The organism is Halobacillus amylolyticus, from assembly GCF_022921115.1.
Classification (GTDB): domain Bacteria; phylum Bacillota; class Bacilli; order Bacillales; family Halobacillaceae; genus Halobacillus_A; species Halobacillus_A amylolyticus.
Map to the genome: position 1 here is coordinate 70,717 of NZ_CP095076.1, position 25,179 is coordinate 95,895.

31 protein-coding genes are annotated in these 25,179 nt (G+C 36.1%); 9 read left to right on the plus strand and 22 right to left on the minus strand.

Annotation, left to right across the window (positions count from 1 at the left end; translation table 11 throughout):
* Positions 1-19 precede the first annotated feature (19 nt).
* From MUO15_RS21170 to MUO15_RS21190, 5 genes are all read left to right on the plus strand, one after another.
* Positions 20-178 (plus strand): YvrJ family protein, encoded by a 159-nt coding sequence (locus tag MUO15_RS21170; protein ID WP_245036355.1) that lies wholly within the window; start codon positions 20-22, stop codon positions 176-178.
* Between the two features lie 535 nt (positions 179-713).
* Positions 714-920 (plus strand): hypothetical protein, encoded by a 207-nt coding sequence (locus MUO15_RS21175; protein ID WP_245036356.1) that lies wholly within the window; start codon positions 714-716, stop codon positions 918-920.
* A gap of 41 nt (positions 921-961) precedes the next feature.
* Positions 962-1,477 carry a hypothetical protein gene (locus tag MUO15_RS21180; protein ID WP_245036357.1) on the plus strand — a complete coding sequence of 172 codons (516 nt, stop codon included), beginning with the start codon at positions 962-964 and terminating at the stop codon, positions 1,475-1,477.
* Between the two features lie 150 nt (positions 1,478-1,627).
* On the plus strand, positions 1,628-2,326 hold the full coding sequence (locus MUO15_RS21185) for a SprT-like domain-containing protein (protein ID WP_245036358.1): 699 nt from the start codon (positions 1,628-1,630) through the stop codon (positions 2,324-2,326).
* Positions 2,327-2,544: 218 nt separating this feature from the next.
* Positions 2,545-3,057, plus strand: coding sequence for a hypothetical protein (locus MUO15_RS21190; protein WP_245036147.1), 513 nt, complete (start codon positions 2,545-2,547; stop codon positions 3,055-3,057).
* A 229-nt stretch (positions 3,058-3,286) separates the two neighbouring features.
* Here the strand turns inward: MUO15_RS21190 and MUO15_RS21195 are convergent, their stop codons facing one another.
* The 14 genes from MUO15_RS21195 to MUO15_RS21260 all read right to left on the minus strand — a co-directional run bounded on the left by MUO15_RS21195 (position 3,287) and on the right by MUO15_RS21260 (position 13,859).
* On the minus strand, positions 3,287-3,580 hold the full coding sequence (locus MUO15_RS21195; protein WP_396266369.1) for a hypothetical protein: 294 nt from the start codon (positions 3,578-3,580) through the stop codon (positions 3,287-3,289).
* 157 nt (positions 3,581-3,737) lie between these two features.
* Entirely contained in the window at positions 3,738-4,157 is a 420-nt protein-coding gene (locus MUO15_RS21200) for a hypothetical protein (protein ID WP_245036151.1), read from the minus strand.
* A gap of 14 nt (positions 4,158-4,171) precedes the next feature.
* Positions 4,172-4,453: an AbrB/MazE/SpoVT family DNA-binding domain-containing protein gene (locus tag MUO15_RS21205; protein WP_245036153.1), complete on the minus strand. Its 282-nt coding sequence runs from the start codon at positions 4,451-4,453 to the stop codon at positions 4,172-4,174.
* 33 nt (positions 4,454-4,486) lie between these two features.
* Positions 4,487-6,040 (minus strand): AAA family ATPase, encoded by a 1,554-nt coding sequence (locus tag MUO15_RS21210; RefSeq protein WP_245036155.1) that lies wholly within the window; start codon positions 6,038-6,040, stop codon positions 4,487-4,489.
* Between the two features lie 21 nt (positions 6,041-6,061).
* Positions 6,062-6,721 carry a hypothetical protein gene (locus MUO15_RS21215; protein WP_245036157.1) on the minus strand — a complete coding sequence of 220 codons (660 nt, stop codon included), beginning with the start codon at positions 6,719-6,721 and terminating at the stop codon, positions 6,062-6,064.
* A 21-nt stretch (positions 6,722-6,742) separates the two neighbouring features.
* Positions 6,743-7,777: a conjugal transfer protein TrbL family protein gene (locus MUO15_RS21220; protein WP_245036159.1), complete on the minus strand. Its 1,035-nt coding sequence runs from the start codon at positions 7,775-7,777 to the stop codon at positions 6,743-6,745.
* 11 nt (positions 7,778-7,788) lie between these two features.
* Positions 7,789-8,031 (minus strand): hypothetical protein, encoded by a 243-nt coding sequence (locus MUO15_RS21225; protein WP_245036161.1) that lies wholly within the window; start codon positions 8,029-8,031, stop codon positions 7,789-7,791.
* 22 nt (positions 8,032-8,053) lie between these two features.
* Positions 8,054-8,596 (minus strand): hypothetical protein, encoded by a 543-nt coding sequence (locus MUO15_RS21230; protein ID WP_245036163.1) that lies wholly within the window; start codon positions 8,594-8,596, stop codon positions 8,054-8,056.
* A gap of 29 nt (positions 8,597-8,625) precedes the next feature.
* Complete coding sequence (locus MUO15_RS21235; RefSeq protein WP_245036165.1) at positions 8,626-9,708, minus strand: peptidoglycan DD-metalloendopeptidase family protein; 1,083 nt, start codon at positions 9,706-9,708, stop codon at positions 8,626-8,628.
* 12 nt (positions 9,709-9,720) lie between these two features.
* Positions 9,721-11,589, minus strand: a complete 1,869-nt coding sequence (locus MUO15_RS21240) for a VirB4 family type IV secretion system protein (RefSeq protein WP_245036167.1) — start codon at positions 11,587-11,589, stop codon at positions 9,721-9,723.
* Between the two features lie 12 nt (positions 11,590-11,601).
* The gene (locus MUO15_RS21245; RefSeq protein WP_245036169.1) at positions 11,602-12,639 is read right to left on the minus strand and encodes a TraC-like domain-containing protein; all 1,038 of its coding nucleotides are present in this window, start codon (positions 12,637-12,639) and stop codon (positions 11,602-11,604) included.
* A gap of 11 nt (positions 12,640-12,650) precedes the next feature.
* Positions 12,651-12,875, minus strand: a complete 225-nt coding sequence (locus MUO15_RS21250; protein ID WP_245036171.1) for a hypothetical protein — start codon at positions 12,873-12,875, stop codon at positions 12,651-12,653.
* 86 nt (positions 12,876-12,961) lie between these two features.
* Complete coding sequence (locus MUO15_RS21255; RefSeq protein ID WP_245036173.1) at positions 12,962-13,117, minus strand: YccJ family protein; 156 nt, start codon at positions 13,115-13,117, stop codon at positions 12,962-12,964.
* 100 nt (positions 13,118-13,217) lie between these two features.
* A complete protein-coding gene (locus MUO15_RS21260) occupies positions 13,218-13,859 on the minus strand; it encodes a hypothetical protein (protein ID WP_245036175.1) in 642 nt (213 codons plus the stop codon).
* A gap of 366 nt (positions 13,860-14,225) precedes the next feature.
* Here MUO15_RS21260 and MUO15_RS21265 point away from each other — a divergent pair, with 366 nt between their 5' ends.
* Both MUO15_RS21265 and MUO15_RS21270 read left to right on the plus strand, forming a co-directional pair.
* The gene (locus MUO15_RS21265; protein WP_245036177.1) at positions 14,226-15,347 is read left to right on the plus strand and encodes a hypothetical protein; all 1,122 of its coding nucleotides are present in this window, start codon (positions 14,226-14,228) and stop codon (positions 15,345-15,347) included.
* Positions 15,348-15,370: 23 nt separating this feature from the next.
* Positions 15,371-16,030, plus strand: a complete 660-nt coding sequence (locus tag MUO15_RS21270; protein WP_245036179.1) for a hypothetical protein — start codon at positions 15,371-15,373, stop codon at positions 16,028-16,030.
* A gap of 22 nt (positions 16,031-16,052) precedes the next feature.
* On the opposite strand, the gene MUO15_RS21275 is transcribed toward MUO15_RS21270, so the two are convergent.
* From MUO15_RS21275 to MUO15_RS21310, 8 genes are all read right to left on the minus strand, one after another.
* Positions 16,053-16,436 carry a YhjD family protein gene (locus MUO15_RS21275; protein WP_245036181.1) on the minus strand — a complete coding sequence of 128 codons (384 nt, stop codon included), beginning with the start codon at positions 16,434-16,436 and terminating at the stop codon, positions 16,053-16,055.
* 96 nt (positions 16,437-16,532) lie between these two features.
* Positions 16,533-17,111: a DUF3967 domain-containing protein gene (locus MUO15_RS21280; protein ID WP_245036183.1), complete on the minus strand. Its 579-nt coding sequence runs from the start codon at positions 17,109-17,111 to the stop codon at positions 16,533-16,535.
* 588 nt (positions 17,112-17,699) lie between these two features.
* Entirely contained in the window at positions 17,700-17,906 is a 207-nt protein-coding gene (locus MUO15_RS21285) for a hypothetical protein (protein ID WP_245036185.1), read from the minus strand.
* Between the two features lie 41 nt (positions 17,907-17,947).
* On the minus strand, positions 17,948-18,226 hold the full coding sequence (locus tag MUO15_RS21290) for a hypothetical protein (protein ID WP_245036187.1): 279 nt from the start codon (positions 18,224-18,226) through the stop codon (positions 17,948-17,950).
* 4 nt (positions 18,227-18,230) lie between these two features.
* Positions 18,231-19,268, minus strand: coding sequence for a ParM/StbA family protein (locus tag MUO15_RS21295; protein ID WP_245036189.1), 1,038 nt, complete (start codon positions 19,266-19,268; stop codon positions 18,231-18,233).
* Positions 19,269-19,462: 194 nt separating this feature from the next.
* Positions 19,463-20,188 carry a hypothetical protein gene (locus MUO15_RS21300; RefSeq protein WP_245036191.1) on the minus strand — a complete coding sequence of 242 codons (726 nt, stop codon included), beginning with the start codon at positions 20,186-20,188 and terminating at the stop codon, positions 19,463-19,465.
* Positions 20,189-20,203: 15 nt separating this feature from the next.
* On the minus strand, positions 20,204-20,404 hold the full coding sequence (locus MUO15_RS21305; protein WP_245036193.1) for a hypothetical protein: 201 nt from the start codon (positions 20,402-20,404) through the stop codon (positions 20,204-20,206).
* Positions 20,405-20,444: 40 nt separating this feature from the next.
* Positions 20,445-20,702: a hypothetical protein gene (locus MUO15_RS21310; protein ID WP_245036195.1), complete on the minus strand. Its 258-nt coding sequence runs from the start codon at positions 20,700-20,702 to the stop codon at positions 20,445-20,447.
* A gap of 243 nt (positions 20,703-20,945) precedes the next feature.
* Between MUO15_RS21310 and mobQ the strand changes: the two genes are divergently transcribed.
* Complete coding sequence (mobQ, locus tag MUO15_RS21315) at positions 20,946-22,886, plus strand: MobQ family relaxase (RefSeq protein WP_245036197.1); 1,941 nt, start codon at positions 20,946-20,948, stop codon at positions 22,884-22,886.
* 19 nt (positions 22,887-22,905) lie between these two features.
* The gene (locus MUO15_RS21320) at positions 22,906-25,149 is read left to right on the plus strand and encodes a VirD4-like conjugal transfer protein, CD1115 family (RefSeq protein ID WP_245036199.1); all 2,244 of its coding nucleotides are present in this window, start codon (positions 22,906-22,908) and stop codon (positions 25,147-25,149) included.
* The last annotated feature ends 30 nt before the right edge of the window (positions 25,150-25,179 follow it).

Genomic DNA, 25,179 nt, shown 5'->3' on the forward strand with positions numbered 1-25,179 from the left:
ATATATATTTTGAAAGTGGGTGATTGGTTTGGAACCGAATTATTGGGTTGCTTTAATAGGAAACTTAGGGTTCCCTATCGTAGTAACATTTTATCTGTTGATGCGATTGGAAAGGAATTTTAATCAGCTAGAACAGGTAGTTGAAGAACTAATATCGGAAATCCGAAAAAATAAATAAAGATAATTTTCAATTAACACACATGGGCGACTGCACTAGGGATTGATCGAAAAGCAAAGAGCGCTTTTCGTCATTCCCTACGTGTCGCTTCGGTACTAAACAGACCGATAACCACGGACTGTAAGGCTAACGCCAACATTCCGTAGGTTCCTGTTCTGTTTGCCTTCCGGCCATACCGAACGAGTCGAACGTCAAAATCGAATACATAAATCGTATAGCAGGCGCACGCCTGCTTTTCATTATGGTTATTTTTCCTTTTGCACTCCGAATCGTAAAACAGCACAAATCTTCTAACCTTCCAATGGGGCAGGAACCGTATGCCTTTCCCCATTGGAAGCTAAGAAGATTAAAAAACCGTCAATACACTTTCACGGCATAGCCTACGCTTTCGCTACGGTATTCCATGATGTATTGACGGTTTTTTATGTGTGTTTTGAGATTCTCCATAGCAAAAGGGAAAAATAATCCCCTTTAGGGGACTTACTCCGTTTCGGAGTTGCAAAATCAAAAATAATTTCAAAGGAGAGAAAAGCAAATGATTGTAAATCTAAATGATGTCCAAGCAGACGAAGGAAAACATTTTGTTCATACCAGAAAAGGAGGAAGTCGAAATGCTGAAAGAATAGAAGGTAAATCTGCATGGTGTGTGCAGTATGAACAAACCGATGGAAACAAAGTTCCCTTGTCTTGGGTAGAAAAAGGTCTTGTTGTTGAAGTGGAAAAGAAAAGAGAAGAACGATAGATAAATTTATTTTTTTAAAATTTCAAATAGGAGTGAATATCATGAGGAATGAATTTGTTCATCCAATAGTGGTTCCAGATGAAAAGTCGAAGGTTATAGCAAAAGCCGAGGTTCCTGAAAGGGTTAAAAACGTCACCAAAACATTAAAACCACTTGTGGGGGAAAATGTTTCACTAGCTGTTTTAGAGAAAGAAATGTTTAAACACAAGCCTATCCTTTCCATGAACGAGCTTAGAGACATCACGGATCCTGAAGGTAAGATTGATTTTTTGGGTAAAAGTTTTCCCATCTATATTAAACAAGGAGACGATTGGGTTTATCCTGATTACACCATGTTAATTAATCTTCATTTGATCGAGGATAACGGTGGTTTCTCTGAAAATTCAGTCGTCAGGGTCAATTCCCTTAAATATGAGGGAGTTGAGGAAACAGAACAAGGCTTGCGTCGTGTGTACGTTGATTTGTGTGAAAAATCAAATCAAGTGGAGAAGGAAAAAGAGCAAGAAAAGGAATACAGGCGTTCTATAAAAAACCATGATTGTGAACTCGAACTGTAGCCCGGCTAACCATAAAAATAATTTATCTTATAAACCAAATGAAGGGATATGAAAGTTCATGAATAATTCAAGGCGGGGGATTTATTTTCCCCTCTGATATAATGAATTTATGAAATTGAACCATATGGTTCAAAAAGGGAGGTCAACAATATGCCTGAAATTCATGAGGTGAATATAGATCAAATCACACAGGAGCTGCATAACGCTTTTTACTTGTTCAATCAGCACTATTTTAATAATGAGCTTCCGACTCCGGCTATAACAATTCAATCATCGGGTCACAAAAGGAAGTCGATGGGATGGTGCACGGTTGTCCCCGTTTGGGGTGACAAAGAAGGCAAAACCAAAATGTACGAAATCAATCTATCAGCAGAGTTTCTTGATCTGGACTTTTACGAAACAATGGACACTCTGCTTCATGAAATGGTGCATCTTTACCACAAAGTCCATAACATACAGGATTGCAGCCGCAAAGGGACATATCACAATAAGCATTTTAAAAAGAAGGTATTAGAGATCGGGTTTGAATATCAAAACGATAAACCTGACGCTAAGCATGGGTGGACTTATGCAAGACTTGGACAGAAAGTTAAAGATGAAATTTCAAACATGAATATAAGCGCTGATGTATTTACGATCTCCCGGCGTGGTTCCATATATTTTAACGCTCTTGAGAATGGCCAGTCGGCGGGGGAAGCTGAAATGCAATCAGGAAGGGAGACTTCATCGGCAGGGAAGCCTTCTTCATACAAATGGGTATGTTCAGGTTGCGGGCTTATTATGCGGTCATCAAAAAAAGAAGTGAATGTAAAATGCGGTGACTGTGATATAACCCTAGAAAAGCAATAGAAATTTGGCTTTCTCTTTCTTCCGGAATCATGGCCGAAAACCATTGTTCGTCTTTTCGGACTTGGCCAATCAACCAGGGCAAAATATCGTTCGTCTTTTTTAATCAATTTGTCCTGGTAATCCGGAGAAAAAGAGACGGTTTTTCGTTACAAAGACGAACATTTCCTAATAAGAAATTAAAATTTCAAGTACTATAATGAAAAGGGAGTTTTGTTATTATGAAAACATGCTGCTACTGCGGAAGTAAAGTCGAATTATATGAACAATATTACTACTACTGCGACTTTTGCGAGATGAAAATTGACAAGGCAGATGTACAACAAGACAGCAAGCGGAAAAACTTCTTGCCAGAGTCCCAACCATCCAATATTGATGCAGAGAAGTCCACGCCTGAATTAATGACCTATACAACGATTGAACTTTTGTTTATGTTAAAAATCGCTCGTAAAGAGCGATCAGAAACCTACCATGCTCGTCATACGTTTATTCAAGCCATGAAAACGGGTGCTGATGAGTTTCAAGACGGTGAACGTTACACCTATGAACTGTATGATTACTGGACAAGAAAGTGCTTTGTACTAGAAAATTTGATACGTGAACGGATTGGATACATCCCGCACAAATTAACAGAATCCTATATTCAAAATCTTTCAGCAAGAATGGAAGAATCAACAAAAAAGAGGATGACCCTCAGGAAAGCAAGAAGTATTCAGGAAGCACAAAATAAATAACTTGAAGGAAATAGTGTCTGGCAACCAATAAGCCGTTTGAACTTAAAAAAATAGCCGACTTCTCTTAACGTACAGGAGACCGGCTATTTTTGTATCAAATTTTGCTTAGCTTGATGGGCATGTGGCTGTATCCCTCAAAGAGTTATTTGATAAAAGGGGGTTATGGATTTTTCCCAATCCATGTCCTAAAATTACACGTATCTCGGAGTACCCCCATTAAAAAACATAATTACCATAACCCCGGTAAGGGGTTTCCATCATAATCTCCTGTGACTTCGACTTCTGCTTCCTGGGTAGTTTTATTCTTATATGGGTCGTCGGGATCAATAAACTTCCGACACTTGGCATGTAACCAAATGTTCATCGGACGGTTATTAACGATTTCAATTTCATCAATGTCTGCATCCGTATACCTTGAGAGATATTCCTCAATGATTTCTGGCAAGTCTTCTTCGTTGATCTCAAATTTCCGTTCAACAAACCCTTCCTTGCTGTAGTATTTTATTGGATATACATCACGTATTGCCATGAGTCCACCTTCTTTCATTTTTCTTTTGCTCCCAAGAAACTATAAACCATAAACCTTCCTAATCTGGTAGCATGAGGACAATACCAACAAATAGAACAACGACAAAAAAAAGATATGGTCCGGCTTCATAAGCCCCCTCGCCGTATAGTCATTAAACACGAATGACCGTTTGAATAGGAACAAACCCGTCAAGTAAATAGTGATCAGACCCTTCACCATATACGACTGCACAAACGTTTTGAAAACCATCATTTTTCGATTGAATCAAATCTAACGTATCTTGAAAAAGACTTTCTCCTAACATATCTTTACTAACGTGGTCCATATATAGACGATCACAAGATTTAATACGAGCATATTCATTGATGAATTCATCAATAGTCAATATGTTGAGGTTATGATCTTGGTATTCTATTAATTCTTTGATGTATAAATTTCTCTGGTGATTTGAATATCCTTCGATACCATCAACAAAAACGACATTCAAACCCTTATTAGCATCATGCAAAGCTCGTTTTCGTAACATGACAGACTTTCCACTTCCGGTTTTACCGATAATTTGTTGCTTCAAGATTTATCTCTCCTTCATGAATGAACATGCATCTCGTTTTCGAGCTGATCTTTAAGAATCTCCATTCCCTTAAGACTTAACACGAGACCACCTTCAAATTCCACATTGTTGTCATTAACCTCTCCTGTAATAATACATTCCCTTTGAGCTTTATATTTCTGCAAAATAATCTTATCGTCTTCCACAAAAATCTCCATAGAGTCTTTAATCTTAATATCCATGGTTCTCCGTAGTTCCATTGGAATAACGACACGACCTAATTCATCAATTTTTCTTACGACACCTGTACTTTTCATAATATAACTACTCCTTTATAAATTTAATAATTGTTATACAGACGTTAATTGATTCTTCAAATCATCTACCTTTTGATTTAATTCTTCAATCTTTTGAGAAATTTCTTCCTGCTTTTCTTTATCATCTGTGTCATCTAATTCCTTTTTCAGCTGGGCTTTTTCATTTTCAGCCGCATAAATTTGCTTCTGTAAATCAAGGGCCTTATCCATACGTTTTTGTAATTCCTCACTAGGGGTTTCTAACCCTTGAACAAACTCTTCAGCCTTTTCAACATCGCCAAGTTGTAAATAAGCTGTTAAAACAGCATTTATTTGTTCATTATTTAAAGTCATACCTTCATGTAAAGAAGTAATCTGTCCCCAATCCTCCTGTAACATAGCCAGGTAAAGAGAGGCTGTATCATTTGGCTTTTCTAGCCCCTGTATCAAGTCTTCTAATTCCTTTTGTTTTTCCTCTTGATAAAGTTTTTCAGCAACTTCCCCCGCCATTTTAGGGTCGTTCTGTATGGCCTTATCCATCTTCCCTGCTTCAACATACAAATGGTTTAGAATCTTTCGATCAGCTTCCTTGAGGTTTCCATACCCGATTTCTTCTAATTTTTTTATTGTGCTTTCAGGATTCTCAAAAAAAGAGTCACGGTAGATGGTAACTATTTCCCCTTTTGCCTGTGACTGCTGGGATGCTGTTGCTGTATTGGTTTGGGACTTCTCGTTAATATTGGACAAAAAGACACTCAGGATTATGGCACAGAGAACGGCACCTGCTAACGCACCGTATAACTTTTTATCGCTTTTACCACTCTTTTTAACCCTTTGATTTTCACTTGGTTCACCTTCAGAGTCTTCTTCTAAACTTGCAACCATTTCCTGCCGGCTCTCTTTCAACTCTCCATCTCTTTTTATCTTAGCTTTTGACAACAATGAAGCCCACTTACTTTGATTTAGCGCAGTTTGTGCTTTTTCTTTTTTCCTCATATCAATGCGGTAGATTTCTCCATTGATATACTCTTCCATTTCTTCAAGGGTTTTTGCTTTGAGATAGAGCTTTTCAGCAAAATGAATCACATTTTCATTTTGTTCAAGGAAGTCCGCGCGCCGGGGCTTTCCAAACACACGGGTCATAGATGTGAGAGATAAAATCACCAATTCTTTTATGGCCTGGACGTTATCTTTTTGTTCATAAAGCTCAAAGGCATCGTGTTCAATAACCATACTTTTCATTGTCTGATCATGCGGGTCAATAGCAAAGTTTTCTTTTTGCCAAAGGACGTTCACGTCCTCCCTTTTAGCCATTTCAATTAAAGACCGGTAGTAGTAAATCTTTTCTTCTAAGAAGAGAGTCCTCAAGTAATCAAACATTTTCAAACCTTTTAAGCTATACTCAAAAATAACCTGGCCGTTCCGGCTTTCTATATTCTGAGCTGTAATAAAGTGAGGGTCATCCGAAATGGAGTCCATCTTATTTGTATAAGATTCTTCAATTTCCTCTCGGTTTTCAGTTTTATATTCATCTGCCGGTTGATAAAAGCGGAAGACATCTCCATTGACTTCTATTGTGCCGTTTTTGTTAGCAACAGTACGATACATGCTTTTTCCCTCCCTGATCCATTATTGCAAAGGTGGCAGTTTCTTAATTTTATTCTTTACATTATCGCTATCCCATAGATAAATAGCACTTTCTCGTGATAATGGTGGAAAATCGTTTATTATTAATTTTCCCTCATTTGTTTTCAAAAACGTATATTGGTTGTAGTATTGTAAATCGACTGATTCGGTTTCAGACTCGTTAATCTTAAAAACCAACTCGTGAATCTTTGATTTCTCATGATTTATAATTTCAGGATTTTCTAATTTAAGGTTTGTGAATGTAGGAGAGACTTTATTGTACTTCGACTCAAAAAGTTCAGCTTTTTTTAAATGTAGCTCAACCTTTATTTGTTCAGTATTACTTGTTACATGCTCCCCGTACTTTTCCAAAAAAGGATGAATTACTATCTTTTGAGCAAGGGGTTTTGTCTTTTTACGAATTTCTTCAGATGTTTCCCCTTTTTTTTCTTTTAACCGTTCATTTACTTTTGCAATAAACTCTTTTTCCTTTTCGTTTACAAAAAATATCATTTCCTTCGCTAAAGAAATATCCTCTTTTGTAAATATAGGCTTATCAGGTTTACTTTCACTTTTAGCCTCTGATTTTTCTTCCCCAGCATTAGAACACCCCGTAATCAGAAATACAGCAGCAGTTATTAGTAAAACCATAATCTTTTTCACAAAACATTCTCCTTTCTGTCCTTAACGTCTTCCTGCATAACGTACAACATTTTTAACGCCAGATGATACTGCACGACCAGAACCGGTTGATCCACCAAACTGATTCAGCAAAGAGGGAACAGACAACGCTAATATAAAGAACGCAATACCATAAAGCATGGCTCCTTGCTCAAGGGAGACTAACTGCTTAAATCCTAGTGCGTAACACAACGTTTGAAGTGAAAAAGTTAACACATTGCTTATCAATGTTTTTAACCAAATGTTGAAGAAGTTGTATGTGTCATTTACAATCGTTGGAATAGCGATTACTCCCGTGATAAACAACAAAGTAAAAAGGGCATATCGATAAAGATAAGCAATCGCAAAAACAATGAGGATTACTGCTAAAAAAAGCGATAAAACGATGCCGTAGGCGGGGGAATTTACTGCGAGAGCGATGGCAATATCTTTCCCACTGACAACCGACTCTCCGAGTGCTTCAGCAATATACCGTTGAAGTTCCATGACCCATTCAAAAAATTTAGTGTAAACCCCTAATAGTATCCCGCCGGCGAGGAGTTGCCATAATTTTTCTTGAAGAATGTTCATCCCTTCTTCAGCCTGCCCCATATATAAAACTGTGATCTTCATGGCATGATATAGCAGGAAAATGGATGCCATCGTCCAAGACAAAGTTTCAAAGCCATACATAAACCACAAATTATCAGCATCTGTTGTAATATTTTTAGGGGTTTTCACGATATCGGATATTTGGTCGACACCTGCTTTCACCAATCCAACCATATTTGAGAACAGGAAAGCTCCAGATACATGACAGGTCACGTCATACCAAGCACAGTCAAAAGTGTTGGATGAGTAGTTGTACTTATCAAGCCCAATGTCTTTCATATAAGATTTGAGATGTTCTACTTTTCTGCCAGTGTTACCAGTTTCTTGTTTATATTGTTCTATCACATCATCATAGAACCCACCGGGTTCCGCAAATACGGAAGAATTAGTGATAACAAAGGCCCCTATAACAATAAATATTGAGATAATGAACACTCTCTTTGCCATACCTACCCCCCTTAAATTTGAGACAATAGAAACACAAGTAGGATCAAAAACACACCAACAATTTTCCATAATCTCAATAGTGTATTTTTCTTGATTTCAATGATTTCATCTTCATTTAACGACTGGCCGTATCTTAACTCATATTCACGGTTTGCTTTATCGATTTCATTTTTTGCCAACCGATCGATGGCCGCCAGTATTTTCTTTCTTATATGTCCTGAGATGAGCAAAACTTTTTCCATAAATGCTTTCATGTCATCTCTCCTAACTCAACCTCTATTTTTCTAATTCATTAAAAAATTTAAGGGAATTTTCTATCGGACGTAAATCGTGATTATTAACCTTTAACTCCCCATTTTCCTGAACAAAGGTCACTTTCGACATAAGAAAGTACGTCGTATATTGGGAAGGGTCTTCCACCTCCACATCTACCCCCCCTAGGGAAGCTTTATAAATCGCATAGACGAGGTATGTCCCTTTCTCTTGTTGTCGAACAGATATATTATAAATATCAATCTCTTCAAGCTCTGCTCGTTCGTGACTCATCCCTCGTTCCATGTTCTCTGTTTTGTTAAGGTAACTTTCCGTCATATAGCTTTTAGCATTACCTTCCATCAAAGCTGATAAGTATTCTTCGGTTTTGGTATAAACCTCCTGATTCATTGATGCTGTGGTTTTTAATTCTGTAACCTGACGGGAGAGTTCTTGATTTTTAGCTTGTAAATCTCCGTATTTTGTATAGAAATTGAAGAAGAAGATGCTAACGATCACAAGCAGAAAAATCAGTATGATTGAAAGTAAGTTTAAATGTTTTAGCATCTATTCAACCCCTTTTTTTAGCATCAATACTACATTCCGTTTAGACTAGGGACATTGTGAACATCCAAATAATCTCCCGGCTTTACTCGTTCGCCGAACAGATTCCCTAATTGGATTTCAAAGTGTAAATGAGTACCAGTTGAACTTCCTGTTGTTCCACAAACGCCAACTTGTTGTTTGGCCTTCACTTGATCCCCTTTCTGTACACTTAATTCAGACATATGTGCGTATGCACTATATACATTGTTTTGGTGCTTGATGATCACTAGATTACCGTACCCTCCGTTATTAAATTGGGCATAAACCACTTCTCCCTGTTGGGCAGCCAATATAGGATCTGGCTTCTCACAATCAAAATCTAACCCTTTATGAAATTCAACAGATCCATCTGGCCAAGTGCGATAACCGAACTCGGAAGTAATATAAGGATCCGTTGTAGGTAAAACAAATCCATCACTATTCGTTACTGTACAGTGCATGATTAACCCTCCAAGCTGACTGGAGTACTTTTTGATGGTAGGGATCCAATGGGCATTTAAGTTGTTAGGGTCGTTCTTAACCCCAATAGGAGCGTATTTCTGACCAACCTGTTCAATCGTAAAAAGACCTTCTGCATAATAATTATCATAAAGATTATCAGCCATGGCATCTAAACCAGCTTGAAGGCTGTCATAGCGAAAAAAATCATTAATAGTTGAGTTATATAATCCCCCGGGATTGTTATAATTCTCCACTAAGTTGGATGTTCCAAATCCTGTTTCGTGAAAGGCAATAGAAGCCAGGAGTACCGGATCAAGGTTATATTTCTCAGCAACCTCAATGAATATATCCCCTTTTCCGGTGAAGACACCTGCATCCTGGAATTGACTTATGTACAATTCCCTATTCAGTTCCCCATCAGGTTGGCAAGTTGCATAAGATCCGGTATGGTCATTCAGAATGTCCTTGTTTGCTTCAGGATTTTCTTTATCAAACCCTTCACTTTGAGGGAAAAAGATAAAGATACTTGCAAGTAAGCAAATAACGCCAACAGCCAGACAAGCTATCCCTACCGGGGATAGCACGGCTTTCATTATGATCGTTGCAAGTATGCTTTTCCCTGTTTCTTTCATGCCTGACACCCTTTATACATAATCATGAATGGATTTTTTCTCTTTCCATAAATGGTAAACCAGATCATTCATTTGGACTTCTAACTTAATTTTCTTAGATCCCGTATAGAAAATGCCTTTTCCGGCTTGTTCATCTTGAGATCCTTCCTTTAAGATAAGGACACTTCGTTCTTGTTTACTGAATGTATTACCTAATTCCTCTTCTAAATATTTCAATTCTTCTTCTGCCATCGGCAGATATAATCGTTGGATGGATTGAGTAATGACGGCTTCGCCATAATTTCGATATTCATCCCTTGCTGATAAAAAGTCCTTAATCGACTGGGAAGCTGTGATAATACCTGTATTGAATGAACGTAAAACTTTCATCATATAGTGAACATAGTTCATAGCTAAAGGCACTTTCGGATCAGCAATGATATGTGCTTCATCAATAAACACATTCGTTTCTTGTTCACGATCCTCCATGACCTGATTGGTTGTATGCGAAAGAATATTATAAAATAAAATTCTCTGTATTTTATCTTGGTTCTGCAATGCCTTTAAATCGTAGTTGACCAGGTCGCTATCAATATTAGCGTTTGTAGGACCATTCAAAAGATCGCTGTACATACCAAAAACATAAGCTTCTAATGTTGTGTGAAACTCTAACATTTTTTCATAAACAGTGGGATTTTCTTCTTTGTCATCTTCGATCAAATCATATAAATCTTCTAAAACAGGAAAGTCTTCTGACTCTAATCTCGTTGTATCTGTCGTATCGGTGATTCCAGCTTTTTCTTCATATAATCTTTGAATATATCTAGACAAAATATCTTCTTGAAGGTCATTCATAGAAGGATATATTAAGCGAAACATGGTTAACAAGTGACTAATTTTTGTTAAAAGAACACTTCCCATTTCTACATCTTCCATGTCTTCATCGGATATAGATGGTAAATCAAACGGGTTGACCCGTTTCCCTCCTTTCAATTGGAACTTTACCCAGGTTCCTCCCATGTCTTCAAAAATACGCCCAAAGTCACCTTTAGGATCAATCGCAATAACCTTCCTGCCAAGCATGTATTTGTTAAGCATGTTAATCAGCAAATAAGTTGTCTTTCCAGAGCCAGAAATTCCAATAACAAATTCATGTCGATTTAATAATTTTGTATCGTCAACGATCACCACATTACCTGTCGAAATGTTTTTTCCTTTGATATCCCCTTTTTCATCGAACATTTCATTTTCGTGAAAAGGGAAAAAGTACCCCACAGCTTCTGAATTCATCATCTTGTACGTTAATTCTTTTACGTAGTTATAGTTAAGGGGCAAGAAGGAATTAAACGCATCAATCGCACGGTCTGTCGGATTGTGAATAACTCCAATGGATTCAAAACGAGATTTAACCCGTAACGTCAGTTGATCCAACTCGTTTAAGTCCTTTGCAACCAAATGGATTAAAGTATGAAATAGGTAGATTTTATCGCTGGAATACGTTAAGCTTTTAAGCATTTCCTTGGCTGAATCAATTTGTGCGTCTGCTTCTATCTCGGTCTCATCATCAGCAAATCGATTATTTTTTTTCATCCTATTTTGCTTAATAGACTTGATAAGATTATCTTTTACTTCTCCTATGGAATATTCCTTAATGTAGTTGACAATCGAAATATTCTCCGACATTTCAGAGATTTGCTGGACTTTCCTTTGATCCTGAACAGGGTCATAATTGACGACTAGAAGGGTTCTCGTGTAATTTGATCCCGTTCTGACATACGTTTCTTTTTCTTTGATACTATCTGGTGAAATGGCTGTTAGGAGGTTCTGGTTTTGAACAATCGATTCTTCTGCCTTTTCTCTTTTATGTTTGGTTGGCTTAAAAAGCGTAGAGAGCAGTCCCACAAATAATCACCTCTATTTAAACGTTTCTGAAGCTCTTTTTCTGACTAATTCATCTAATTCTTTACTGGTATCCTTCCCAACCACAACTGGAGATTGAGATTTGGCCTTTTTAACAATCCCTTCCCCCTGCGATTGAGCATTTTCAAAATCAATACATGTATAGATTAACCGTATAAGATCATCGTTTTTTAAAATGTTTGCTGTAAGCTTCTCGTAACCAGAAAGCATATTTTCTAATTTGAATTGAATGTGATTTGCCTTCATCTCAATAGTATCGTAGGCATTCGCTTTATTTGGAACAGAGATGCTTACATAGCGCTTTCTCGTCACCATGGACTTGTTCTTTTGTATATCTTCAATTTGTTCCATATAGGCTTCTTTGACTTTTCTTAAGGTTGCCCGATCCTCTCGACCTGTTTCTTTTATCCAAGCAGAATAGGAAGCTAAATTAATAGGTTGAGCAATTTGTTCTACCTGGATTTGCTTTTCTTCTAACTCATTAATAAAGTTCTGATAAGAAACGAGAACATCGTCCTGATCTATTTCATTCATCAAAGATAAGTTAATACTTGATACTTCAATGATTTTTACAAGACGATTGTCTTTCGTTTCAATACAACCGTTAGCAATGTTTTTGACTGGGATCTTCACTCTGGTATCCCCAGCGCCTTCTTTTGTTGTCGCCATCGTCATTGCCCCTTTTGAATAATAAAAATCCTTTACACGCCTTTTGTAATTCATTCTCCATAAGAGTTTGTATTGCAGCAGCGATATATTTTTTCGTTCGGGATGCTTACTCACTTGTAAAATCAACATGATCATCGTAGGCGTAAGAGAAATAATAATAATCACCTGATTGACTGAGCCCGTCATCACGTAATAAACAATCACGATAGCTACAGACAGCATAACGGCCGGTGCCAAAATCAGTAAGTCCAGGAAGGCTAAACTACCAATGAGATATTTTTTAGAGTCAATATTCATCGGCAGTTCAACTTTTCCTTCTTGCCTAAGTCGTTCTTTTCGATCTGTAAACAATTCTCTTGACATATTATCCCGCCTTACAAGTTCGTATCGATGTATTCAACGATCGGTCCTGCAAGCAGGAACACGATTACACCAAAGGCACAGAGAACAAGTCCTTTTTTGAACTTAGGCCCGGAATGGTCGTCTCCAGCCCAAACCCCAATTGCACAAATAAGAAGTCCGATAGCAAATACAGTAAGAAACGTTGTTTGCAAATCGGCGAAAAGAATATCTAAAAACTGTCCAATTCTATTAAACATGCGCCATTCTCCTTTCTACCACTGTAATTCCCTTACATTCTACCATTATTTGTCGGAACAAACAGTCTCATGTCAAATAACTGCATCTATGAATGTAATAAACCCAACTGTCCGTGTTCCTCGACCGTTTTCTCAAACAACCTTACCAACACATCATCATTTGTTTGTTCCCAAAGAGATAAGTTATCTCCAGTGATAACAAAAAGCCACTCGATCAAATGTCCACGTTCAGATGAAGTCATAGGTTCCCTCCTTTTTTATATCTCTAATAACATTGTATCAGGAATGAAGATGGCTGTAAATAAAAAACAGCATAAGATTACTGTTTTTATTTAAGTCCCTTTATAATCTTAAATTTTCACATATTTGGGCGGCTATTAAGTTTATGTAATATAAATAACCGACGTTCATTTCCTTCGCATTACTATGAAACCTTTTTTTAACACCCTTACTAAAAGTCAAAGTCATAAAATCTGTTTCCTCTGATCTAAAATCATTTATGTTTATTTGTTTATTCATTATATAGTGAGCAAAAAGGCTACTAACCGCAATCGAATTATCATTACAATAGGATGTTATTTTGCTTTTTACGTTCGTGTCGATTTTTATTTGGATATTTTCTTTTTGGGTCTCATATTCAGAAACATCCTCTTTTAGCTTATCCCTTCCTAGAAAAGAGCTATAATGTTTATAAAAATAATCACATAGCAGATATCCAAAAAACATCCTAATAGATAAACCGTATCGATCTATGCTTTCTAATTTTTTCTTAAACTGCTGGTTTACAGTTATATTAGTAGCATGGTTTAAGTCATGAATACTTGTTTTTATTTCATATATTTTTTCCTTCGAGAGATCACTATCAAGAATACGAGTCAAAGCAAGCGAAATAACATTCCTTTTACTTGTACCCATCCTCTTTGCTAATTGATCTATAATGTCGTTAATCTCATTATTTAGCAATATTCCTACCTTTGATTCCATATCTTCCCCCCTAACCTTATTTCATTTACAGGAAAGTTTTGTTATACTGATTTTAAGATAGTGTATCAGGAATATAGTATAAGCATACCAAGTGATAGTTTATATCACAAATTACTATTTATTAAATTATCTAAAATAAAAAAATTCCCTGCCCCCACCTAGTTTCATTTGGTTCTAGTCGCCAAACAAGCACCAAATGAAACCCCAAATCAAAGGAGGGAAAAACAGAGAATCTTTATATCATGTATAATTATATCCTACTTAATTATAGCAAACTTATACATGGAAGTGAAGATAAAACCTTTGTTTTCCCTTGTCATATTTTAGGTGTTTTAGGTGACAGGAAAAAAACGGAGGTTTTTTATTATGTTTAACTCTTGGAAACAGTTTATTACATGGGAGAAAGAAACTAAGGATACCATTGATTTTAAAAAGTCTTATGTAGATGTTATTGGTGAAAAAGGCGATATTGTCTCGGGTTTGTTTCTTGCTCAAATTGTTTACTGGTACCTGCCAAACAAAGACGGAAAATCAAAACTGCGAATCAAGAAGGAAGGACACTATTGGATCGCCAAAGAAAAGAAAGAATGGTATGAAGAAATAAGACTCACCCCTGCTAATTATCGAACAGCAATGAAAAGACTTGTTGAGGAAAATCTAGTAGTTAAAAAGATTTTTAAATTCGATAGTAAAACTGTTACACATATTCGTTTAAACATACCAGAATTCTTAAAACGGCTGAACCATGTGATGAAAGATCGCGAAGATCAAATTGATGATGATGTAAGTGACTTTGAAGAATACATTCAGGATGAAATAAATAAAGAAACTTCCCCAGATTCCACGTCTGACATGGGATATGTTGAATCAACACATCCAGAAATGTTGAATCAACACATCCAGAAGTGTCGATTCAACACGTCTAGACATGTTGAATCAACTCGTCCTTTAACAGAGAATACAGAAGAGAATACAACAAAGAATACAAACATAGATTCTTTTCATTCATCATCATCAATAGATAGAAAAAATACCATACATAGAGAAACACCCACGAAAAAAAATGATGATGATGATGAAAACATAAATAAATGTAATCTCCTAATCAATGAAAATAGTTGTTTTCAATATCTCTATCATTATCTTGAGAAAAAGAAGATTGCTAACAAGGATATAACACAAACAATTATTAAATGCTCCGAAAAGGAAATTACATCATTCACAAAAGCTGATCTTGATAAGCAATGGCTACGAGTAATTGATCAGCTTGAAAAGGGAAGTATTACGGTTTTTAGTAAATTCTTTGTTAATGGTCTAGCTATGATATTAAAAAATAAGAACATTAGAAAAAACCATCATGATCAAGTTCAACGAGATCAAGCTAAAGCTACAGAAAGAATACGGTCTAGGCAGCAATTAAGATCAAACCTTTATTATGACTGGTTAGAAAATAATGAAGAAGATTTTAATGAATCTGAAGACTATTAAACTATTTACAAGGGGTTGATAACTTGATTTCAACAGATATTAAGGCGCAATACGAAAAGGATTATGAAGCTTTTAAAAAGGAATGGTCCGAAGAAGATGAGGAACTCATGTGTGCTGGACAGCTCAGTTATTGGGTTTATTGGCTAAGTCAATCGGCTGAAGAAGAGAGGGATTTCGATAAAAAGAATAAGTTATTCACCCTTAAACATAATTGTATGGTGCTGCTTAAGAAAAGTCGGTACACTCAATTAAGAAAATACCAACCTAAAAAAGAGGTTAATACAAAATTATGTGACGGCCATAGAAAAATCATAAAGGATGAAGGTCATAATATTCACTGGTATCTACATAATCGGAAAGAGGAAATACTTACGTGCCCGAACTGTCAGAAGATGAACAAAGGGAAGTACAGTAATTATTACAGCTTGTTTTCGTTAGCCATTCTTAATGGCGATAGTAAGATTCTATACATTTTCTATGCTCCTTATCCCGTTATGAAAAAGTCGTTTCCACCTCTAAGGAATTTAAGATCAGTGAAACGGTATAGAGGTAATGAATTTGGGAGAATTAGGATAAATAGTCAAGACAACAAGAAATTAGAGAATATATTCTCTGTGGAGGATATCATTCAGGAAGTCACTAAAAGCTATGACCAGCTGGCAAAGCACCTTCATACAGAATAATAAGCCTATTTAAAATGTTTTTTTATTCGTACCAGGAGCGATTCGTTTGTTTGTGCGGTTTCGATAAAGAGCCATATAAGTATTCTTGCATAGCATTTTTGGTAAGTTCCTGAAGCTCATTGGATGATAATTCTATAATTCCTTCATGGTCAAGTGTTTTCCACTTGTAAGGGTGGATCTCGCCTTTTGGTTTTAATGGCTTAACATCAATATGGTGTTTTAAATACATCTGTTGCCTTACGTGGTTGAGATCAGTTTGTACGGATTCCATAACCGCATCCAATTTATCTAAATAAACATTCCTTGTTTTAAAATCATCAAAGAGTTTTTGATCACGGTTAAACACTTTTAAGACAAGGGGCAGCGTAATATACTTCATTAAAATATTTTCCATGTCTGGATCCATATTAATCACCTTCTTAGTATTATTATAGCTTTAAGAAAAAGATCCAATGGATTTAAGGGTGTTGACTTGTATAATGGCTCTGGAATTGGAACGGCATCATTCCTTTGAAAATAAACGCTTAAAGAAACCAGGCTTTTTAGATTCATCCTCTTCCTCTTCTTGTTTGCTGGATGCTGCTATTTGTCGTTTTGTTTCAAGTGTTTGATTAATGGCATTCATAAGCTGTTCATCTCTTTGCTGCAATCGATTGTCAAGATATTCTTGCTGTTGATCCAAACGGTTAATTAATTCTTTATTTAGGTCGATCATTTGTTGCATTTGCTCTTCCTGTTGCTCCTGAAACTCCCTAAATTTATCGTAACTGATATAACGCTGTTCAGGTGATACATCAGTTGTGTCACGGGGTGACACATCATTCTGTTGAACCCATGACATGACGGCATTTGATGCCTGTTCTAGTGTCATATCAGGGTGGTTTTTGGTTTCCATCAATCTACGCATCACCATAACATCTTTATCAAAATAACCTCGATGCCCTTTTTCATTTTTATGAAAACGATAGCCAGCTTTGTGTAATACGTTCGCGTATTTTCTTAGCGTGGATAATTTTAAATTGAGAATCGAAGCTACATCACTAGCATTATAAATAGTCACTTTTTGTGTATCATCTGACATAACACTACCCCCTCATTCAAATTGATTATAACAGCTATATCACTCCCTGACACAACCTAAAACAAAAATGCTTTTTTCATAGGGCATACGAAGTGATATAGGGGTTATATCATATGTTTTTATTATTCGAAAGAAAGGGATCAAATTCCTTTGTTGTAAAACGGCTTTTATTGTAGAAACCATTAACTGGTGAAACTGGAAGTGTTATGATAGAGGCATGCAGTAGTCGGGTTTTTCTCAAGGGGTGGTCGGCGCACTCCCGTTGTTTGTTGTGTCTTGCGACATGCTATAACGGAAGGGGGTGTGCCATATGACTGTATACCAGATCATTATGGTGTCGTTGGCAACAGCGTCACTCATTGTGGCTATACTGTCGCTTTTTCATAAAAAAAAGAAATAGACCCCCCTTGAGTTAACGGCTCCGGTGGTCTATTTCTAATCCACTAACGCCGACCCCCCTTGCAGGGGAAATCGACTTATTGCTGACCGGAGGTATGCCCTTACCTTCGGTCTTTCTTTATTTTATGGTGGAATACTGTTTCTATGCTTATTATAGCACGGAATGAATCATTACAAACAGTATATGGATTAAAATTCTCTACTGGAAGAAATATTGCGGTACAAAGATATAACCTGTTCATGCTTTTTATTCCATTGTTCATCGTTCATCAATGGTATATTAAAGGCGTTCTCCATGGTTGTCATCAGGTCCGATAGTTCATTTGTTTTCTTTTCTTTACTCCAATCAGAGTCCAGGATCATTTCATAATGTTTACGAATATCATTTAATTCCATACCATCAACCTTTTTAGTTGAGACGCTTAAAGCGTCTCTTATTACTTCCCTAAGTTCAACATATCATCTGACATATCCTCAAAATCGTCGTTATCCTCACTGCTTACCGTTGCTTCCTCATTCGTGATATGACGTGTTGTATCAGGTGATATAGCCCTTGACTGTGCTATATCACCTTGATCAAATTTCTCTTTTAATAAGCGAAGGGCCATACGAATGTATTTTGACTGCTGCCTTTTCGGAAGTTGGTTTAAGAATTTATGGATATCAGCATCTTCTTCCAGATCATAAGAGAAAAGCTTTCGTTCAGTTGTACTCATGCAATCATCCTTTCTTTGCTATAGCATGAGCAAATTTATAATATCCTTCCACATTGGCTAATTGACTGTTTTCAACAATTTCAAGGGTATCTTCCCCAAAATCAACGCTGAATTGTTGAGCAACAATTTGTGAACCTCCACCTGTCACAATGAATTGATCAATATGATCTCGACTAGCAAGCGTCCGATCAACTTTAGATATTAACGTATCAACAAAGTCATTAATTGCTTGATTAGCTTCTTTTTCAAATGGAATCTTCTTTCGTGCAGAAAGCTCAACTGTGTAATTATTACGGATACCTTCCTCAATCATGGATTCATCCAAGTTCTTTGCATCATGTTCTTTCCGTATTTGGTTAGCGATGGATTTGTAAACATCAATCATACCTTCATAATAGGTTTCTGATTCATCTTCTATACGCTTCATGTTCTTATACGTATCAAGAATCGTTGTCCCTGCTCCAAAGTCCAATACTGATAGGGTACTCGTTTTCAAGTCTTTATGAATTTTAGCATCATCGGTCATATACAGATTGAGCAGCGTTCCTAATGGCTGTTCCAGAATTCGAACATCTTTCACATTTACGACTTTCTCCATATCACCACGGGTAATTAAATGTTTCCCTGTTAAAAATTCTTTAAGCTGACTGTCAGCTGAGGTTTTAATTTCCCGAGACGGCATGCCGGTGACCACCACAACGTCCTTTAAGACATCTTCTTCAAAATCACTAGCCAATTCGGCCAGTATGAACTGAGATAAAAGCTTAAATCGTTTACTGTCATAACGGTTGTTATGTGTGTAAGTATTAAGAAGCTTACGAGCTTCTACTGCTTCTTTGATACCCTCGCCCCACACATATGAGGTACCTTCATCCATCGGTGACTTGAAGATCTGATATTCCTTTTCGCCTCCGAACTGTTCTGCTATGGAACTGTCACCGAGAGCACTTTCCTTTGCAATCATACTTGGTGCGATTAGAGTTCTTTTTTCACTTTTTGCTTTCACAAAACCGTTTCCAACATCAAAGGCAAATATCTTCATCCTTTGCTCACCTCAATATATATTGTAGTATATCCTAATTACTTAATTCCAATATAATATATTACAGTATATAATACAAGATATAATTAAATTTAAATCATATTTGAGTATATACTACAGGATATTTTATAACACAGTATGAGTTACAGTATATACTAAGGAAGTAGAAAAAAGTAAACCTGAGTTGAACAGGTTTACATCGTTAATTCCATACTTTTTTCCTTGGACTTCTCATGATCTTTACCGGTATCTTTTTCATGTTTTTTCTCTAGATCAGATTTGTTATTTAATTTCTTTTCAATGTCTTGGAACTTTTTAAGTTCCTGACCATATTTTTGTGGGTTTCGTTGTATCACATAAATGGCTTTTCTGATTTGTTGAGTTTTCATTTTGTCGATTTTTTGATTGAGTTTACTTTCTAACTTATTTACTTTATCAAGAGCTGATTTATGCCGTCTTGGATTTTTTTCAAGATGAATTCGTAAAGTGTCCAGCTTATTTTTAGTTTCAACGACTTTCAATACATACCGTCTTGGATTTTTCTTTAATACATCAATGGCTTTATTTAAATCTTTATTTTTTCTTTTTTCCATTGCGTTCGTAATTTTATTTTCAGCACCATTAATTTTAGCTAATTCTGTTTTATATTTACGTGGGTTTTGGTTTAATTCATTTTTTAGATCGTTTAGTTTTTCCTTCGCAGTAGATAATTCCTTAAAAGATAAATTACTTAAATTCGCCTTTTGATTTTTAGTAGGTGTGTCTTTATCTATAGAGGATATGCGTTTTCCAGAATCATGATTTTGGTCTAGTGACATTTCAGGTTTTGAATGTCTGGATGGACTCATATTTCTTGCTTTATCAAATAGTTCTTCTAGAATTTCATAAAGTTGTTGATTTACATGATCTTTCGCATCCATTCAAAAAACCTCCGTTTATTTTTTATACTTGTCGGGTTTATTTTGATTAATATAGTTTGCAAATACTTTAAATAGTTCCTCCCGATCTTCCATCGTTAAATGTTCCATTTCAAAATACTTTTCTGCTAACGCCCCTGTTTGAATTAAACGATTAGCTCTTTTTTTCCGTTCCTTATCATTAGCAAATCGTTCAATTTGTCTTTTTCGTTCTTTCAACTGAGAAATCCTTTTTTCTTTTTCCGAAATGGGTCTTTTTTTAACCATTGTTTTCATTTAAAACTTCAGTTTTTTCCTGTACATCTTTAGATTCATTTTCGAAATATTGCTGAGCATTTCCCTTTAAAGAATCAATAACTTCTTTAGCCTGGTCAATATCTTCAATATCCCATGTATCCATTAAATATTGACCGATTTCTTTTTGTGCTTTTTCAATATAATGTTTTTGACGATTTTGCATTTGTTTGATTTTCTCTTCAAGCTTCTGAGCTTGTGATAAAGGATCTCGTTTTGTCATTAGAAATTCTCCTTTATGGTTTATGTTTAAGAATATTATACAATTTAACAACTGGAAAGTCTACCATTTCCAACCAAAATGTGATACAATGATCACTAAGGATTTTTTCTTAGTGCCCATTTATACCCCTTGACAGGGGAAAATGGGAACTCGCTTTTCGCTCGAATAAATCTCTGGCGATAATATAATTTTGTCTTACGTCAATTGACCCGCAGGGGCTAAAAGATAAGGAGGTGAAAGGATATGTCATATTTTTTGTTTATGGCTCAGGTTATTAATAAGTCTGATCGTTCTGCTGTAGCTTGTGCTGCATATCGTAGTGGTGAATCTCTTTATTCAGAACGTGATGGATTAACCAAAAATTATAAAGAACGTGAAGTTCAACCAGAATCTTATATTCTTTCACCTGAAAACTCACCTGATTGGGCTAAGAATCGCGAGAGATTATGGAATGAAGTCGAGAAGACTGAAAAGCAAATTAATTCACAAATAGCAAGAGAAATTGTTGTTGCATTGCCAAAAGAATTATCCAAAGAAAACCAATCTGATTTGCTTTTAGAATTCTGTAAAGAAAATTTTTCTGAAGAAGGAATGGTTGCAGACGTTTCTATTCATCGAGATAAAGATCATAATCCACATGCACATATCATGCTTACCATGCGACCTTTTAATGAAGATGGAACATGGGGTAATAAAAGGAAAAAGGTAAACGGTAAATCTGAACATTTAACAAATTGGAATAGAAAAGAAACATTAGTTAATTGGAGGAAAAACTTCGCTGAAAAGATAAATGAGAAATATAAAGAATTAGATTTGGAGAACAGAGTTTCACATGAAAGTTATGAAAAACAAGGAATCGATAAAGTAGCTCACATTCGATTAAAAAGAGAAGATTATCAATTTGAAAAACGTGTGAAAGAAGAAGCTGAAAAAACAAGGAAGCCATATGAACCGGCTACGTACTACGGGAAATTAAATAAGGAAATTTATGAAATCAACAAAGAACTAGATTCTCATAAAGAAAAGCAAAAAGTTGTTACGACTGATGATGCTAAAACCAATAACAACATTAATAAATCGTTAAAAGAAATTCGTAAAAATCAATCACTGAATGATGTACAAAAGTCAGCTTTAGTTATGGTTGCTAAACGAGCAAAATCATATGTAGATTTTGCTGTTGCAAACAAAGTGTATAAGGAGATTTCCGAAGGAAGTTGGCAGAAGAAGTTAGAAAATCAAAGACTAAAAATTCAAGCTGAAAAGAACCTTGTGAACAAGGCTCATCATGTTTACAAAGAAAACCCTAAAGAAGTCGGTTATTATGGATTTAATCCTTCTTCTTATAAGGAGCAAATGAAAGAAAAAATTGACCAACTTAAGAAAAGAGAAAGAAGTTACAACGATGAGAAGGCGAAATTTGAAGCTGTTCTCAAGAAAGCTGAACTGGCACATGAAATTCAAAAAGGGTTTACAGAACAAGAATTTAAGCATCTTTACCCAGATGCCGCTGACAAATACAAACCTGAGGAAAAATATCACGCTGTTCAGTATTTCAAAGACACAGGAAGACTGATGGACGAAAAGAACGTTCAAAGCTATGCGAAAGATAAAGATACGTCGACAACCGTTCAGGTTCCTTCTATTTTGTCTCAAACAAGAAATATCTCAAAAAGTATATTCATTCTTGATCGTGCACTCAATAAGCAAAGTCGTAATCGAACCGAAGCTTTAAAACAAAAGCAATTCGACGAAGCATATAAAGCCAGCAATAAAATAGAGCAATATACATTGCAGAAAAAGAATCTATCTAAAGAAATTGAAGGGAACAAGAAGCTCCTGAAATCAGCGCTAGACAAACATTATGGATATGATACACAAATCACTAATACTGAAGCGTTAATCCAGTTAAATACGAAGATTACGGATGGAAGAAGTAAAGGAAACATCCGTCAGGACATTAAGCAGATTCAAGCAGATAACAACCATGTAAAAGGAAAAGGTAATTACGATCAGACGCCTCAACAAAAAATTGAAAGTCAGTATATGAGCCATGTCGCTGATGGCATGCTGCAATCCCTAGATGAAATTCAAAAGGCTAATGAAGAGCAGAAGTATAGGAAAGAGCCAACGAAGAAGAGAAGGCGTGGTAAACAACGCAGGAAAGATGATGAACTAGAACTCTAACATGAAAGGATGGTATAAAGTGAAAAAACGGAAGTTAAAAAAAGGTGCATGGCAGAAAATCACTGTTGTTTTTCTAACGTCAATAGTTGTAGCTTACATCATAAGTGCTTTGTTATATGTTTTAGCGGCGGGTGTGAGCATTAAAGATGCATTAATGGATTATCAATCTGTCTTTAACTTTTTACAAACAACAAACTCTCAAAACTTGTTAATTGTCAGCGTCTTATCCTTCTTGTTTTTAGGATGGTTTCTTAAAACTACAGATATTTTTGAAAAAACCTATGAAGATGCTTCTTCTCATGGTGTTCACGGCCAGGGGAGAATGGGGACAGTCGATGAATACATTCAAAGCGGTATCATCTCTAAAAGAAAACATGCACAGTATGACCCAAAGGATTACAATGTTGCACTTTCGGCAGAAGAAGGCATTATTCTTGCAAGAGACCCTAAAAAAAATAATCTTATTATCGTACCTAATGATTCAAAAGCCAACAACCGGAATGTTATTGTGGTAGGATCTCCTGGTTCTGCTAAAGGTCAAGGCTACGTTTTAACCAATCTTATCAATAATAGAACCGATACAATCATTACGACCGATCCAAAAGGTGAACTGCATAGAGATACAGCACAATTAAAACGGGATCAGGGATTTGCAGTTTTTCAAATTGACTTTCTTGATTTTATGCAGAGTGGGCATAACCCTTTAGATTATGTTTTCTCTGATATTGATGCGCAAAAGGTTTCTATGACTATGGCAAAAAACTCAACAGAAGATGGAAAGTTCGACTTCTTTATGGAGCGTGCTCAAAAGATGCTGCAAGGGTTAATTACTTATTGCAAAGGTATTAACCCAAAGGCCAATATGAACGATGTGGTTGAGGTTTTTAACGATTATGTTAATCCCGATATTGAAACGTTTAGTGACTTTGTCGAAAATGATGTAGGCAAAGGTCATGAAGCTTACCACATATTAAAAGGGTTGACCTCCTTAACATCTAATACAAGGTCGAGTGTTTTGTCCAATTTTTCATCGGTTATTTCGATCTTTCAAATTAATATGGTCAATCGTATGACGAGAACGAGTGACTTTAACTTCTATGACTTCCAAAAACAAAAAAGCATTCTCTATGTCAAAATTCCAATGCGTAAGAACCCCTTCCAGGCTATAACAGCAACCTTTTTCGACCAATTGATTGATGCTTTTTACAGTATAGCTGATAAGCAACCGGATGGGAAACTCCCCATTAAAGCTACCTTTTTGTTAGATGAATTTCAAAACATCGGAAGGCTCAACGGGTATGAAGAGACTCTTGCCACCTGTCGAGGGTTAAATATATCCATGCAAACCATCATTCAAGACTTAGCAAAAATGGAGCTTCTCTATAAGAAAGAAGGCGTGCGTTCGATTGTTAGTAATCATGCCATTCGGCTTTTCTTAAAAACAGGAGATCCCGAAACAGCAAAATACTTTTCCAGTTTAACAGAACCACAAACTGTCAAATACAACACAGGCGGCATTAGTGAACCCGGCGGGCTTCTTAATACTAAAGGAAAAACGAGTGTGAGTGAAAACGAGCAGTACCAAAAGAAAGAATTAATTAGTGCCGGCAGACTAGCAAACTTAGCTGATGACGAGTGTTTCATTCTATCATCTGAAGCTAATCCCATCCATGCCAAAAAAGCCTTTCAATATATCATCTATAAAGGCTTTTTGTTCGATAAAAAACGGAAGCCTTGTTATGAGAAAAACAGAAAACGCTATATTAAAGATTTTCATTTAACTCCCTATGAAATAGAAACTTCAGAAAATCAGGAGATTGAAAGGCAACCTGAAGTGGAAGTTGAGCAAGATAAGCAAATGCAAGATGAGTATGAAGAAAATAAAAAGCCGGAAAATTTATCTGATAAGGACTTTTCAGATGAAGACGAAGACAATGACCATTCTGACGAACTGACAGAAGAGGAGTTGTCCATGCTTTATGGTAATCAAGATAATGAGGAACCAGAAGTCGAACAAGAGGAAAGGGGTGAAAGTATTACTTCCGAACTGCAAAGCACACTAGATGAAATTGAAAGTGAACTTGATGACCTTGACACAGATGAAAATGAAATCGATCAGGAAGCATTAGATGATGCTATTAATGAAATCGCTGAGGATGATGACACAGAGGAAAACCAAACAGAAGATAAATCAAAGGTTGAAGATGAAGAAGACAAGCGCAAAGAAGATACTACTTCTGTTCCTGATGAGTTACCGATGTAATAATAACTTTATAAGGAGATTGACTTGAAA

Coding starts and splice junctions, on each gene's coding strand:
- MUO15_RS21175 (WP_245036356.1), top strand. CDS start 714: ATGATTGTAAATCTAAATGATGTCCAAGCAGACGAAGGAAAACATTTT.
- MUO15_RS21180 (WP_245036357.1), top strand. CDS start 962: ATGAGGAATGAATTTGTTCATCCAATAGTGGTTCCAGATGAAAAGTCG.
- MUO15_RS21185 (WP_245036358.1), top strand. CDS start 1,628: ATGCCTGAAATTCATGAGGTGAATATAGATCAAATCACACAGGAGCTG.
- MUO15_RS21190 (WP_245036147.1), top strand. CDS start 2,545: ATGAAAACATGCTGCTACTGCGGAAGTAAAGTCGAATTATATGAACAA.
- MUO15_RS21205 (WP_245036153.1), bottom strand. CDS start 4,453: ATGAAAAGTACAGGTGTCGTAAGAAAAATTGATGAATTAGGTCGTGTC.
- MUO15_RS21210 (WP_245036155.1), bottom strand. CDS start 6,040: ATGTATCGTACTGTTGCTAACAAAAACGGCACAATAGAAGTCAATGGA.
- MUO15_RS21220 (WP_245036159.1), bottom strand. CDS start 7,777: ATGGCAAAGAGAGTGTTCATTATCTCAATATTTATTGTTATAGGGGCC.
- MUO15_RS21225 (WP_245036161.1), bottom strand. CDS start 8,031: ATGAAAGCATTTATGGAAAAAGTTTTGCTCATCTCAGGACATATAAGA.
- MUO15_RS21230 (WP_245036163.1), bottom strand. CDS start 8,596: ATGCTAAAACATTTAAACTTACTTTCAATCATACTGATTTTTCTGCTT.
- MUO15_RS21235 (WP_245036165.1), bottom strand. CDS start 9,708: ATGAAAGAAACAGGGAAAAGCATACTTGCAACGATCATAATGAAAGCC.
- MUO15_RS21245 (WP_245036169.1), bottom strand. CDS start 12,639: ATGTCAAGAGAATTGTTTACAGATCGAAAAGAACGACTTAGGCAAGAA.
- MUO15_RS21250 (WP_245036171.1), bottom strand. CDS start 12,875: ATGTTTAATAGAATTGGACAGTTTTTAGATATTCTTTTCGCCGATTTG.
- MUO15_RS21255 (WP_245036173.1), bottom strand. CDS start 13,117: ATGACTTCATCTGAACGTGGACATTTGATCGAGTGGCTTTTTGTTATC.
- MUO15_RS21260 (WP_245036175.1), bottom strand. CDS start 13,859: ATGGAATCAAAGGTAGGAATATTGCTAAATAATGAGATTAACGACATT.
- MUO15_RS21265 (WP_245036177.1), top strand. CDS start 14,226: ATGTTTAACTCTTGGAAACAGTTTATTACATGGGAGAAAGAAACTAAG.
- MUO15_RS21275 (WP_245036181.1), bottom strand. CDS start 16,436: ATGGATCCAGACATGGAAAATATTTTAATGAAGTATATTACGCTGCCC.
- MUO15_RS21280 (WP_245036183.1), bottom strand. CDS start 17,111: ATGTCAGATGATACACAAAAAGTGACTATTTATAATGCTAGTGATGTA.
- MUO15_RS21285 (WP_245036185.1), bottom strand. CDS start 17,906: ATGGAATTAAATGATATTCGTAAACATTATGAAATGATCCTGGACTCT.
- MUO15_RS21290 (WP_245036187.1), bottom strand. CDS start 18,226: ATGAGTACAACTGAACGAAAGCTTTTCTCTTATGATCTGGAAGAAGAT.
- MUO15_RS21295 (WP_245036189.1), bottom strand. CDS start 19,268: ATGAAGATATTTGCCTTTGATGTTGGAAACGGTTTTGTGAAAGCAAAA.
- MUO15_RS21300 (WP_245036191.1), bottom strand. CDS start 20,188: ATGGATGCGAAAGATCATGTAAATCAACAACTTTATGAAATTCTAGAA.
- MUO15_RS21310 (WP_245036195.1), bottom strand. CDS start 20,702: ATGACAAAACGAGATCCTTTATCACAAGCTCAGAAGCTTGAAGAGAAA.
- mobQ (WP_245036197.1), top strand. CDS start 20,946: ATGTCATATTTTTTGTTTATGGCTCAGGTTATTAATAAGTCTGATCGT.